We start from the raw sequence: 12,630 nt of genomic DNA on the forward strand, positions 1-12,630 counted from the left end.
AACTCTTAGGGAGGACTAAAATGGCAGGTCAGGAACATCATTACGCCGTTCAGGTGAAATGGACGGGCAATCGCGGCAAGGGGACTTCGGGCTATCGCGACTATGAACGCGACTACACGATTTCCACGGCGGGAAAGGCTGACATAGCCGGCTCCTCCGACCCCGCCTTCCGCGGCGATCCCTCCCGCTGGAACCCGGAAGACCTGCTGGTTGCCTCGCTCTCGGCCTGCCACAAGCTGTGGTACCTGCATTTCTGCTCGGTCAACGGCATCATCGTCGAAGACTATGTCGACAATGCCGAAGGCACGCTGGTGATGGAAAAGGATGGCGCGGGGCAATTCAGCGAAGTGGTGCTGAAACCGGTGATCACCATTTCGAAAGGCGATCCGGCCAGAGCGGATGAGCTGCACCATGATGCACACGACAAATGCTTCATCGCACGCTCGGTGAATTTTCCCATCCGCGTGGAGGGGACGGTGAAGGTGAAGGTGGTTTGAGGCTCACGCCAGTCGCAGACCGAGATGATCGGCCATCGGCTGAAAGTCTCGGTCGTTTTGCAACAGCTTGTGCCCGTGCTCGATACAGTAGGTACCGATAATGAGGTCGTTGCTTTTTCTGATCGTATAGCCGCGCTCCCGCAGGAAGCGGTAATTGGCGGCGGCCTTGATGGCGAGCTGGGGCGACATCATCGCGACGCAGGGAAATTCGCCCATCATCTGCTCAAGGCGGCGCGCATGATGACCGTCACGCGCGCCTCTAAGCACCTCAAGAAGAATGATATCGCCGATCAGAATTTCGCCCTGCGCCATTAAAGCGCGAAACTTGGCGGAGAGGGTAGGCGCGTCTTTTCGAATAAATGAAATCCAGGCAGAGCTATCTGCTACGATCATTTGGCGTTCTTCACATCCCAGTCCGTCTCAGCATCCCAATCCGTCCGCATCTCGTCCAGATCACCTTCCCAGCCCATGCCCTCCAACGCATCGAGGGCGCGCATCTGACGATGAATGCGCACCAGATCGCGCAACGCCTTTTCCACTGTCGCCTTTTTTGTCGAAAGACCGGTGATTTCCATCGCCTCGGCGATCAAGGCGTCATCGAGTTCAATGTTGGTACGCATCGAAAACTCCTTGGTGTATCGATTTTCGAAACAATACACCAAGGACGCTTTCCGCGATATCTGTTTTTACTGGAACGCCGTCTCGTAAAAACTTCGAAGCTTGCGCGAATGCAGCGTTTCCGTCGGCATGGCCGCAAGTTTCTGCACGGCGCGGATGCCGATCTGCAGATGCTGGGCGACCTGGGTGCGGTAGAACTCCGTCGCCATGCCAGGTAGCTTCAATTCGCCATGCAGCGGCTTGTCGGAGACGCAGAGCAGGGTGCCATAGGGCACGCGGAAGCGGAAGCCGTTGGCGGCGATGGTGGCCGATTCCATGTCGAGTGCTATGGCGCGGGACTGCGACAGGCGCTTGACGGGGCCGGCCTGATCGCGAAGCTCCCAGTTGCGGTTGTCGATGGTGGCGACGGTGCCGGTGCGCATGATGCGCTTCAGTTCGAAGCCTTCGTAGCCGGTAACTTCCGCCACGGCGCCTTCCAGCGCCACTTGCACTTCGGCCAGAGCCGGGATCGGCACCCAGACCGGAAGATCGTCATCAAGAACGTGATCTTCGCGCACATAGGCGTGGGCCAGAACATAGTCGCCAAGCCGCTGGCTGTTGCGCAGTCCGGCGCAGTGGCCAACCATCAGCCAGGCATGCGGGCGCAGCACGGCGATGTGGTCGGTGATCGTCTTGGCGTTGGAGGGGCCGACGCCGATATTGACGAGCGTGATGCCGGCATGGCCCTTCTTCTTCAGGTGATAGGCGGGCATCTGCGGCAGGCGCGCGAGCACGGCATCCGTTTCCGGCTTGTCGCAACCGGCTGGGGTGACGATATTGCCCGGCTCCACGAAAGCCGTGTAACCCTCGCCGCCATTCTTCATCAACTGCCGCGCCCATGCGGCGAATTCATCGATATAGAACTGGTAGTTGGTGAACAGCACGAAGTTCTGGAAGTGGCTGGCGCTGGTTGCCGTATAGTGGCTGAGGCGAGCCAGCGAATAATCGATGCGCTGCGCGGTAAAGGGGGCGAGCGGCGCGGGTTCGCCCGGCACCTGATCGTATTCGCCATTGGCGATGAGATCGTCGGTATTGTTGAGGTCGGGCGTATCGAACAGATCGCGCAGCGGCACGTCGGACAGCGAGGAGGCCGCTGCCGCCTCGACATAGGCGCCTTCGCCGAAAGCGAAATGCAGCGGAATGGGCGTGGCCGATTCCGACACCGTGACCGGAACGCCGTGGTTCTTCATCAGAAGCCCCAGCTGTTCCTTGAGGTAATGGCGGAAAAGCTCCGGCCGGGTGATGGTCGTCGTGTAAACGCCGGGGGCGGTGACATGGCCGTAGGAGAGACGCGAATCGACATGGCCGAAGGTGGCGGTCTCAAGGCTGACCTGCGGATAGCAGGCGCGGTAACGGCCGGCAATCGGCGCGCCCTTGGCAAGTTCGGTGAAGGAATTGATCAGGAACGCCGTGTTGCGTTCGTAAAGCGCGGTCAAAGCCGCCACAGCTTGTTTCGGGTCCGTGAATGTCTGCGGCGCGAAAGGCTCAGGAGTGACGAAGGTGAGGGGCGGAATCGTTGGTTTTGCTATTGTCATGGCCCATTATAAGAGGGCAATTTCGACAGGCAAGCGACAGAAATACGAAGAAACTGAAAAGAAACGCAAAAAGGCAGTTCGAATAACAGCGGGTCGGCGGAAATTTCAGCCGAGCGCGCCGCGTTGCAGGCTCATCAGAAGCACGAAACCGGCGCCCTTGGAGGCGGGGCGGGGATCGGCCTTGTAAACAGCAAGTCCGGCGACCGGACCGAGAAAGATCGAGGCCATCAGCACTAGCCGCAGCGCGGAAAACAGGCCGTTGGAAAAACTTGTCGTCATCGGCCTGTCCTCACAACACGACGGGGCAATTGGCGGCGGGCGAGGGGCTATGCTGGCAGGCGATTGCCGCGCCGGCATTCACCCGCTGGAAACTGCGGTTCGGATTAACGACGAGCGAGGCGAAGGACATGGCGAAGATCGCCATGAGAAACGCGAAGATTGCCAGTCGGCTGATCAGCTTTGCCATGTCCATTCCCCTTATTGGAGTTGATGGACAGAGTTTTGCCACACTCGGACTGAACGGACCCTGAGACCCCGGTTCATATGGCATTCAGGGATGTTAACGGGCGGTGACATGACAGATTGATGCCGCAATGGCGCCGGGCATCTCGCGGGCCACCCGCTTTTCGATCAGGACAGAGGGGCTTCCGCACGTGCTGCAAGATCGGTCACGAGGGTCTCGAATGCCTGAGGCTGCGTCACATCGACAACCGGCACGCGGTGCTCCTGCGCGGATGCCAGCATGTCCCTGTTTTCCCGCAACGAACGCTCGATGAAGGCGTCGATGATCCGCCGCTTCTCAGCCGTTGCATCTTCATAGCGGGCGTGAGAGCGCATTCTCTCGAGAAGAAAATCATTGCCGGCATGGAGAAAGACACCGGCGACCTCGCCGCCAAGCAGGGGCGAAATCAATTCCGGCCGCAACGCCGCGCCCTCGAAGATTGTGGGAGTGCCGATGCCCGACCTGCTGTCGATCATCGTGTGGATAAGCGGCCAGATGTTCTGATGATGTATCTTCAGGAACCAGTGGATCGTTTCCGCCGAGAGCCGTGCGTAATATTCTTCCACCGGTGCCGGAATGCCCGGCCATGGCCTGCCCGGATGACGGGCGAGACTGTCGGTCGATATTGCCTCGCAGCGCAGCCTTTCGCTCAGCAGGCCGGCAAGGGTGCTTTTGCCGACATGCGAGGTGCCCGCAATCAGGATTGTCGAAAGGGTGGGGCGCATGCGTCGCTCTCGTTGGTGTTGGGCGCAACGATACATCAACGGATATATGGCTTCCATGCGGCGTGCGCCCGCAGTCTCAGGTGAAATCCTTGGCAGCGCACCGTGCCGTCAGGCGCGGGACCGCAGGCGGCAGGACAGAAGCCCGCCCGCCGCCCTGTCGATTACAGCCGCGTCCAGGTCTGCGATTTGCACAGAACCTTCAGCACGCAGCCCTTCATGCTCAGCGAGTTGCCGGAAACGGTGCCGGAGCCGCTATAGGTCTTGTCATTGGCGGGATCGGTGATTTCACCCGAATAGCTGTTTCCCTTGCCGGAAAGCTTGCCGATCTGTTTTCCGGCGTGTTTGCCGGTCTTCAGCGTCACGCAGAAGGCGCCGCCGCAGGGGCCGATCACGGCGGTTTCGCCACTGGCGGTCTTCCAGTTGCCTTCGATTGCCTCGGCGGCGAAGGCAAGGTTGCCGCTCAGCATGAGGGCGGCGGCAATCGTCATTATACGCTTCATAAAATTCCTCCCGAAATTCGCGCAGGCTTTCTCGAGCCGGCGGCCCAAAGACGCGATGCGCAGATCAAACCCTTTTGGCGTGCGAATGCGCCATCTCTGGCCCAAGCCGCCTGCGGCGCAACGATTGCTCCTTGCACCGCGCTATCCTGTGCCCGTTTCATCCTCATGACGGGCAGGGCGGATAGTATTTGACGTTCACGTAAAAGGAAACAGAAATTTGCGGCCTCGGCGCGGCATTTGCAGCGGCGGCAGGAGCGAAAGAGGGAGAATTGGAAAATCGCTGTTTTGATCGTGGTGAAGGAAGAGTTTAAATCCAATTCTAAACTTTTCGTAAAATTCGCCGCAAAGTCCTTAATTTCCGCGGCTCGTGATATTTAACGAAAACCCAATTTTACCAATCGTTTGCAGTTTGTTTGCAGCGCATTAATCATGCCTTTTAAGCGACCGTTGAAGGCCCCGTGGCATAGTGAACTCATCAAAAGCGCAGGGAAAACCTGCCGGACGAAAGGACAAAAAAGCCGCAAAAGACGGCAGGTCCGGACGATGGCCTCGACAAGAAGGCGAATGATGAAACAGGCAGAAGGACAGGGATTAAAACAATGGCACGCTTTGAAATTCGCGATATCGAAATGGCTGCCGGTGGCGAAACCCGCGCCGACACTCTTTGCAATCTCGGCCTGGTCTATGCGACCGGCCGGGGCTGCAAGGTGGACCTGATCGCCGCCCATAAATGGCTCAACATCGCCGCGATCCGCGGATCGGAAAGAGCCGCTTCGCTGCGCGCCGATCTCGCCCGCAACATGACGAAATCGGAACTGGCCGAAGCGCTGCGCGCCGCCCGCGACTGGATGACGATGCACTGATCGACCCAAGCCTTTATTGAGATTTCCGGTCCGGTTCCCTCCAGTCCCGATGACCGGCGCAAAGGAAAGTAAACCCGAAGGGGAACGCGGCGAGGGCTTTGAAAAGGGCTTTTGCGCTGACACATCAAACCGCGACCGGCAGGAACAAGGCCGGCGCGGTTTTCTTATGTTTGGCGATGTCTCTTCGCCGGAAAACGATTCGCGGGCAGGGGCTTGCGGGAGGATGTTGAATCGATGCGTGCAATGCGCGGCACTTTCCAACCCTCATCAAGTCAGTCTTATTTGGATGTTTTCATACTCTTTGAGCCTAGCGTTTGCGATCACGACGATGTGTCGCATGATCGCAAACGCCAGGCTCAAAGAGTATGAAAACATCCAAATAAGACTGACTTGATGAGGAGACGTAGGAGCTTACCCGATCGCCTTGAGGACCTTCGGCAGCGCCTGCTCGAACAGATCGAGCTTGTCATTCGGCCCCACGCTCACGCGAATGCAGCGGTTGAGCGGCGCGACGCCCGGCATGCGGATGAAGACGCCATGTTCCATCAGCCCATCGACGATGGCGCGGGCATAAGCCCCGTCGCGGTGGCAATCGATGGTGACGAAATTGGTGGCGGAGGGGAGCGGTGAAAGGCCGTTATTACGCGCGACTGCCGAAATGCGCTCACGGGCGTCAGAAATTTTACCAACGACTTCATGCAGATAGGCCTGATCCTTCAGCGCCGCCAAAGCGCCGGCGACCGAAATGCGCGCCATGCCGAAATGGTTGCGGATCTTGTCGAAGGCTTCGACATTGCCGAGCGTGCCGATGGCGTAACCCACGCGCGCACCCGCCAGCCCATAGGCTTTCGAGAAGGTGCGCATGCGCAGAATGTTCGGCTGGCCGATCAGCGCGTCGATGGCCGGCACGGCGCTGGCCGGCGCGGTTTCGCAATAGGCTTCATCCAGAATGAGCAGGCAGGTTTCCGGCAATGCGCGGGCAAAGGCGACGACTTCGCTCGCTTCCCACCAGCTTCCCATCGGATTGTCGGGATTGGCAAAATAAACGAGCGGCGCATTTTCCCGGATGACGAGATCGAGAAGCCCGTCAAGGTCTTCGTGATCGTCGACATAGGGCGTGGTCACGAGTTTCCCGCCAAAACCGTTCACATGGTAATTGAAGGTGGGGTAGCCGCCAAAAGAGGTGACGACAGGCGTGCCCGGCTCGACGATCAGCCGCGCGATCTCACCCAGCAGCCCATCGACGCCGCTGCCGATGGCGATATTGCCGCGTGCAACGCCATGGTGGATGGCAAGCGCTTCCTTCAGCTCGTAATTTTCCGGATCGCTGTACATCCATGTCTCCGCCGCCGCATCGCGCATGGCCAGAAGCGCGGAAGGGGCGGGGCCGAAGCCGCTCTCATTGGCGCCGATACGCGCTTCAACCTTCAGGCCGCGGTTGCGCTCGATGGCTTCGGGGCCGACGAAGGGAACGGTTGAGGGAAGCGAAGCGGCAAGCGGCGTGAGGCGGGAAAAGGCTGACATTGTTTGATCCGATATGCAGTTGGAAAGTCTCGTTATGAGCAAAGCTCAATTCGCCACAATGGGTCAGATTTCCGACGGTTTGGAAACCCCTTCCTGCCGGAATTTACGCTCATGCCCGGTCCACAGGCGCGACGGGCGGCTGGAAATGCTGTCTCGGTGGGGCCTAGCTCCACGGCGCGACGCCCCGATTTTGAGGATCTCGGTTGAAAATCGACCTCGCAGGCTGGGTTCCGCAGGCGGCCAAGCGATGGATTGCCGCAATGTTGCACCCGTTCGTCAAATGCTTGTTGCAATTAATTCCTAATTGCAGAATATAGATAAGCTGGCGAGTATAGTTATTTTTATTGCAAATGATTCTTAATTGCAAAAATGCAAATGAAATCGATAGTTCTCACGACAAACAGCCGCCGCAAGAGATGAAAATGGAAAGAAAGTCGCAAATGGAGAAGACGTCACCGACGCGATTGACGGGTGAATTGGTCAGCCGCAGAGGGTTACTCGCCGGCGGGCTCGTGGCTGCGGGAGGAGGGGCGCTTCTGGCCACCAGCGCCTCCGGCCAGACCGCGCATTCAGCTCACGGGGCGACAGCGCCGGGCCTGGCTTCGGCCGATAGCGCGGCGAAAGCCCACGGCGCGCATGGTTCGATGATGACGGTCGGCGAGGTCGATCCGCAAACCAACGGTTTCGACCCCCACGACATGCTGACGGATTGGGAAACCGGCACGGTGGAGCGCACCGCCGACGGGCGCACCCTTCGCACCTTCGATATTACCGCCGAGGACAAGGATATCGAGATTGCACCCGGTGTCATGTTTCCGGCCTGGACTTACAATGGCCGCGTGCCGGGACCGACCCTGCGCGCCAGGGAAGGCGACCGTATCCGGGTGAATTTCAGGAATTACGGTTCCCACCCGCATTCCCTTCACTTCCACGGCATTCATTCAGCAAGGATGGACGGCATCCCCGGCACGCCGGGCATGGTCGATCCGGGCGGTGAATTCACCTATGAATTCGACGCCAGACCCTTCGGCTGCCATCTGTATCATTGCCACAACGTGCCGCTGCGCCGGCACATGCACAAGGGCATGTACGGCGCCTTCATCATCGATCCGGATCCCGACCGGCATCCCGAGCACGCCGAGGTCGCCCGCTCGCGCCTGCTCGGCACGCCGGAAAATGCGGGCTGGCAGGAAATGGTGATGGTGTCGAACGCTTTCGACACCAATTTCGATGAGGAGAACGAGTTCTACGCCGTCAATACGGTCGCACACGCCTTCGCCAAGAAGCCGATCAAAATTCTCCGCTCGAAGCCGGTGCGCATCTATCTCGTCAACGTGCTGGAATTCGATCCGATCAATTCCTTCCATCTGCATGCGAATTTCTTCAATTATTTCAATCAGGGAACGACGCTGACGCCGACATTGCAGACCGTCGACCTCATCACCCAGTGCCAGGCGGAGCGCGGCATTCTGGAATTCAGCTTCGCCGAGCACGAGCCCGGACTTTATATGTTCCACCCCCATCAGACGGAGTTCACCGAACTCGGCTGGATGGGCATGTTCGACGTCGTGGAGTCGCTGTCATGAATGTCATGGAAACGAAAAAAACATCCGCGCCCGCCCGCTCCGGCCTCACGCTCGTCTGGATCGTCCTGCCGCTTCTGGCGCTGGCCGCAGCCATCGCCTGGATTTTCGCCGCCGACCCGCTCGGGCGGCTCGACAACGGCGCGCCGCCCGTCGAAAACCTCACCTTCGAGCGCACCATCCTCAACGACAGGGGCCTGCAATTGCTGGTCCGGGCCGGCGGTTCGGAGCCGATGACGATAGCGCAGGTACAGGTGGATGCGGCCTACTGGACGTTCACGCAATCGCCTCCGGGTGAAATTCCGAGGGGGTCGTCCGTCTGGCTCAACATCGATTTTCCGTGGAATCTCGCCGATACCCACGCCGTCACCGTGGTCACCAACACCGGCGCGAGCTTCGACCACGAGATCGCCGTGGCGGTGCCGACGCCCACCGCGACATCCGGGCAACTCTGGATTCAGGCGCTGGTCGGCATCATCGTCGGCGTCGTTCCCGTCGCCATCGGCCTGATGTTCTATCCCGCTTTGCGCAATGTCGACCAGGGCGGCATGAATTTCCTGCTGGCGCTGACAATCGGCCTGCTGCTCTATCTTCTCATCGACATGACGGAAGAGGCGCTGGAAATCGCCGGCGAAACGGCGGCGCTGTTTCAGGGCCGGGTGATGGTCGTGCTCGGCGCCTTTGCGGCATTCCTGATCCTGATGGCGGTTGGCCGCCGGCATGGCACGCCGACCGGGCTTGCGCTCGCGACTTACATCGCGCTTGGCATCGGCCTGCATAATTTCGGCGAAGGGCTGGCTATCGGCGCTGCCTTTGCGGCGGGCTCGGCGGGGCTCGGTGCGTTTCTCGTGCTGGGTTTTGCGATCCACAATATTACCGAGGGTATCGGCATCGCCGCGCCGATTCTCAAAAAACGGCCGTCATTGTGGATTTTCGCCGGGCTTACCCTTCTGGCCGGCGGCCCGGCGGTGCTTGGCATGTGGCTCGGCAGTCTCGCTTATGCACCGCAATGGACGGCTTTCGCCCTCGCCATCGGGGCCGGAGCCATCCTGCAGGTCATTGTCGAGGTCTCGGCCTATATGGTCCGCAGCAACGCCCGCAACTTCGCTTCTCTCTCCCTGTCTCCGGCGGTCCTCGGCGGCCTCGGAGCGGGAATAATGTTTATGTACGTCACGGCGGCGGTCGTGAAGATATGATGACGGCCGCCCCGATAGTCTCGATCTCCGCCTGCGATGCGGTGAGCCGGAAGAACGGGGTGACAGATTTGGATGCCGAATCTATCAGCTTCAGCGAGGTGGCGGTCCCGCCGCTTCGCATGCCTATTCCGTGAGCCGCGCTTTTGCGGCGGTCATCATGATGTCTCGAAGCTCAGGCGTCGCACATGGTGCAGGAACTCCGCATCGATCAGCATATTGAAGCCGATCGTCACTTTTTCCTCTTCGCGGCGGATCAGCGTGCAGCCGATCTCATCGCGGATACCGAGAATTTCCAGATAGAAATTGGCCGGCATTTCCAGATCGGGGCTGACATCCAGTTCCGCGCCGTAAAGGGAAATGGTCCGCACCAGGCAGCGCATGGTGTCCTTGGCGCTGAGATGATGCCCGATGAAGGTGATCTTGCCGGGCCGGTCGATCTGAAATTTCTCGTACATCTCGTCCTGGGGGACGTTCTGACGGGGATCCATATGCAAAGCCATGACAACCTCCCGGATTGCCTCTTTTGATGCCGATTTTAACGCCGCTTCCTTGCCAGGGCATGAAGGAAATGCGCGCAATTGTCTGTTCTCTGTCTCGATCTCGACCAATCTTCCCTTCGGAAGCCGATGTTTCCGCTATGGAAATGCGTTCGGCCCCATCCGGTTGCAGCCTGTGCTGATACTGCGTCACGCTTGCACGGGGCTGGTGTTGACTGGGGCCGTACTTGGCGTTACGCCTGAGCCTTGCAATATCGCTTCGCGAGGCCCGGCAGGACCGGCGCTTCGTGATTCTTCTGGGAGTGGACTGTGACGGGAAGGCTGGTAATCGTCGGGGCGGGGCAGGCCGCTTTCGCGCTGGCGTCGAAGCTTCGGGCGCTGAAGGACGAGCGCCCCATCACCATCGTCGGTTCCGAGGATGCCTATCCTTACCAGAGGCCGCCGCTCTCCAAAAAATACCTCCTCGGCGAGATGAGCTTCGACCGGCTGATGTTCCGGCCGGAAGAATGGTACGCGGAGAACAATGTCGATATCCGGCTTTCCACCTGGGTCGAAGAAATAGACCGCGCCGCTAAATCCCTGCGCATGCAGGATGGCAGCACGCTTTCCTATGACAGGCTGGTGCTGGCGACCGGGGCGGCTCCCCGCCTGCTGCCCGCCAGCATTGGCGGCGATCTGGAAGGCGTCCTGACCGTTCGCGACAAGCGCGATGCCGACCGGCTTATGGAGGAGATGAAGCCGGGCCGCAGGCTGCTGGTAATCGGCGGCGGTTATATCGGTCTCGAAGCAGCCGCTGTCGCGCGCAAGCTCGGCCTCGAAGTGACCTTGATCGAAATGGCCGACCGCATTCTCCAGCGTGTCGCGGCGAAGGAAACCGCCGATATCATGCGCGGCATCCATCAGGCCCACGGCGTTTCCATTCGCGAAAAGACCGGCCTTGTGCGCCTTGTCGGCATGGACGGCCGGGTGGCCGCCGCCGAACTCTCCGACGGCTCGACGCTGGATGTGGACTTTGTGATTGTCGGCATCGGCGTGACGCCGAATGATCGCCTCGCTCGCGAATCAGGCCTTGATGTCGGCAATGGCATCGTGGTGGATGACCATACCCGCACCTCCGACAGCGCCATTCATGCCGTGGGCGATTGCGCGCTGCTGCCCTGGCGCGGCCAGCATGTGCGTCTCGAATCGGTACAGAATGCTGTCGATCAGGCCGAGGCGGCCGCTGCCGTGCTTACCGGGGCTGAAGCCGCCTATGATCCGAAGCCATGGTTCTGGTCGGATCAATATGACGCCAAGCTGCAGATCGCCGGCTTCAACCTGGGTTACGACGAGACGATGCTGAGGCAGGGCGCGCGTGAGGGCAGCTGGTCCGTCTGGTATTTCCGCGAGGGGCGATTCGTGGCGGTGGATGCCGTCAACGATGCCAAGGCCTATGTCGCGGGCAAGAAACTGCTCGATACCGGCGCCGAGCCGGATCGCGCCATCCTGGCGGATGCTTCCGCCGATCTGAAATTACTGCTTTCCTGAGGATATCATGCCTGCTCCCGAAAACCGTTTCAAAACCGCCATCCATGCCGGCAAGCCGCAGATCGGCCTCTGGCTCGATATGGGCGAAGCCATCACGGCGGAAATCGCCGGTACGGCGGGGTTCGACTGGCTGGTGATCGACGGCGAGCATGGGCCGAACGATCTGCGCAGCATCATCGATCAGCTGCGCGCCCTTGCCACATCGTCTGCGGAGCCCGTGGTGCGCGTGCCGGTCGGCGAAAGCTGGATGATCAAGCAGCTTCTGGATGCGGGTGCGCGCACGCTTCTGGTGCCGATGGTCGATTCGGCCGACCAGGCGAAGAATCTGGTCAGCGCCATGCATTATCCGCCGCGCGGCATTCGCGGCATGGGTGCTGCCGTTGCCCGCGCTTCCGCCTTCAACACGATAACCGACTATGCCGACAGCGCCTCGGATAGCGTCTGCCTGCTGGTGCAGGCTGAAACGCGGGCGGCGATCAACGATCTCGACAATATTCTCGCGGTGGAGGGTGTGGACGGCGTCTTCATCGGCCCGGCGGATCTGGCCGCGGATATGGGCTATCTCGGCAGGATAGACGAGCCGGAAGTGCAGGCGGTGATCGAGGCGGCCATCGTCAAGATCGTCAAGGCGGGCAAGGCTGCCGGCATTCTCACCTTCAACGAAACCTATAATCGCCGCTATCTCGAACTCGGCGCGTCCTTCGTGGCCGTCGGTGCGGATGTAACCGAATTCGCCAGCACCCTGCGTGCGCTCTCGGCCCGCTACAAGGGCGGAGCGGCGCCTGCACCATCCCGGTCTGGCTATTAATTCAGTCGTCGTTGCTGGCGTTCAGTTTTTCCGGCGGAATGCCTTCTTCGCCGGAGGCGAGATAACCGGTATTGATAAGGGCGGCGCGAATGATGCGCTGGATGGCCTCATCCCTGTCGACGCCGTGATCCCTCGCAAAATCCGACAAAGCCGTTTCAAGATCGTCGCTGAACCGCATATCCGCCCCCATTCATCACATTTCACATAAATACGAAA

Annotated in this window: 16 protein-coding genes; 6 read left to right on the plus strand and 10 right to left on the minus strand. The window is 59.9% G+C overall.

The genetic code is table 11. The features are described 5' to 3' along the window. The first annotated feature begins 20 nt into the window (after positions 1–20). Positions 21–497: an OsmC family protein gene (locus I3J13_RS15750; protein ID WP_196379408.1), complete on the plus strand. Its 477-nt coding sequence runs from the start codon at positions 21–23 to the stop codon at positions 495–497. Positions 498–500: 3 nt separating this feature from the next. Here I3J13_RS15750 and vapC read toward each other — a convergent pair whose 3' ends face one another. From vapC to I3J13_RS15785, 7 genes are all read right to left on the minus strand, one after another. Beyond that, positions 501–890, minus strand: coding sequence for a type II toxin-antitoxin system VapC family toxin (vapC, locus tag I3J13_RS15755; RefSeq protein ID WP_196379409.1), 390 nt, complete (start codon positions 888–890; stop codon positions 501–503). Continuing rightward, a complete protein-coding gene (locus tag I3J13_RS15760) occupies positions 887–1,117 on the minus strand; it encodes a type II toxin-antitoxin system VapB family antitoxin (RefSeq protein WP_196379410.1) in 231 nt (76 codons plus the stop codon). The genes vapC and I3J13_RS15760 overlap by 4 nt, the downstream gene beginning before the upstream one ends. Before the next feature lie 66 nt (positions 1,118–1,183). Beyond that, positions 1,184–2,689 carry an AMP nucleosidase gene (gene amn, locus I3J13_RS15765; protein ID WP_196379411.1) on the minus strand — a complete coding sequence of 502 codons (1,506 nt, stop codon included), beginning with the start codon at positions 2,687–2,689 and terminating at the stop codon, positions 1,184–1,186. Between the two features lie 105 nt (positions 2,690–2,794). Next, positions 2,795–2,968: a hypothetical protein gene (locus tag I3J13_RS15770; RefSeq protein WP_003509979.1), complete on the minus strand. Its 174-nt coding sequence runs from the start codon at positions 2,966–2,968 to the stop codon at positions 2,795–2,797. 10 nt (positions 2,969–2,978) lie between these two features. Next, positions 2,979–3,161 carry a hypothetical protein gene (locus I3J13_RS15775; protein WP_020809511.1) on the minus strand — a complete coding sequence of 61 codons (183 nt, stop codon included), beginning with the start codon at positions 3,159–3,161 and terminating at the stop codon, positions 2,979–2,981. A 158-nt stretch (positions 3,162–3,319) separates the two neighbouring features. Continuing rightward, positions 3,320–3,916, minus strand: a complete 597-nt coding sequence (locus I3J13_RS15780) for a P-loop NTPase family protein (protein WP_196379412.1) — start codon at positions 3,914–3,916, stop codon at positions 3,320–3,322. Between the two features lie 161 nt (positions 3,917–4,077). Beyond that, positions 4,078–4,416: a DUF2147 domain-containing protein gene (locus I3J13_RS15785; protein WP_003524108.1), complete on the minus strand. Its 339-nt coding sequence runs from the start codon at positions 4,414–4,416 to the stop codon at positions 4,078–4,080. A gap of 599 nt (positions 4,417–5,015) precedes the next feature. Here I3J13_RS15785 and I3J13_RS15790 point away from each other — a divergent pair. Then, positions 5,016–5,279 carry an SEL1-like repeat protein gene (locus I3J13_RS15790; protein WP_003524109.1) on the plus strand — a complete coding sequence of 88 codons (264 nt, stop codon included), beginning with the start codon at positions 5,016–5,018 and terminating at the stop codon, positions 5,277–5,279. 411 nt (positions 5,280–5,690) lie between these two features. Here I3J13_RS15790 and I3J13_RS15795 read toward each other — a convergent pair whose 3' ends face one another. After that, positions 5,691–6,803: a pyridoxal phosphate-dependent aminotransferase gene (locus I3J13_RS15795; RefSeq protein ID WP_196379413.1), complete on the minus strand. Its 1,113-nt coding sequence runs from the start codon at positions 6,801–6,803 to the stop codon at positions 5,691–5,693. A gap of 440 nt (positions 6,804–7,243) precedes the next feature. Here I3J13_RS15795 and I3J13_RS15800 point away from each other — a divergent pair, with 440 nt between their 5' ends. Further along, positions 7,244–8,389 (plus strand): multicopper oxidase domain-containing protein, encoded by a 1,146-nt coding sequence (locus tag I3J13_RS15800; RefSeq protein WP_196379414.1) that lies wholly within the window; start codon positions 7,244–7,246, stop codon positions 8,387–8,389. Beyond that, positions 8,386–9,582 carry a ZIP family metal transporter gene (locus I3J13_RS15805; protein WP_196379415.1) on the plus strand — a complete coding sequence of 399 codons (1,197 nt, stop codon included), beginning with the start codon at positions 8,386–8,388 and terminating at the stop codon, positions 9,580–9,582. Before I3J13_RS15800 ends, I3J13_RS15805 begins: the two co-directional genes overlap by 4 nt. A 155-nt stretch (positions 9,583–9,737) precedes the next feature. On the opposite strand, the gene I3J13_RS15810 is transcribed toward I3J13_RS15805, so the two are convergent. Continuing rightward, positions 9,738–10,082, minus strand: a complete 345-nt coding sequence (locus I3J13_RS15810) for a hypothetical protein (protein ID WP_020809517.1) — start codon at positions 10,080–10,082, stop codon at positions 9,738–9,740. A 306-nt stretch (positions 10,083–10,388) separates the two neighbouring features. On the opposite strand from I3J13_RS15810, the gene I3J13_RS15815 reads away from it, so the two are divergent. Then, on the plus strand, positions 10,389–11,606 hold the full coding sequence (locus tag I3J13_RS15815) for an FAD-dependent oxidoreductase (protein WP_196379416.1): 1,218 nt from the start codon (positions 10,389–10,391) through the stop codon (positions 11,604–11,606). A gap of 7 nt (positions 11,607–11,613) precedes the next feature. After that, entirely contained in the window at positions 11,614–12,414 is an 801-nt protein-coding gene (locus tag I3J13_RS15820) for an aldolase/citrate lyase family protein (protein ID WP_196379417.1), read from the plus strand. 1 nt (position 12,415) lies between these two features. Here the strand turns inward: I3J13_RS15820 and I3J13_RS15825 are convergent, their stop codons facing one another. Beyond that, positions 12,416–12,592: a hypothetical protein gene (locus I3J13_RS15825; RefSeq protein WP_162935899.1), complete on the minus strand. Its 177-nt coding sequence runs from the start codon at positions 12,590–12,592 to the stop codon at positions 12,416–12,418. Between the last annotated feature and the right edge of the window lie 38 nt (positions 12,593–12,630).

Source organism: Agrobacterium leguminum (assembly GCF_015704895.1).
Classification (GTDB): Bacteria; Pseudomonadota; Alphaproteobacteria; order Rhizobiales; family Rhizobiaceae; genus Agrobacterium; species Agrobacterium leguminum.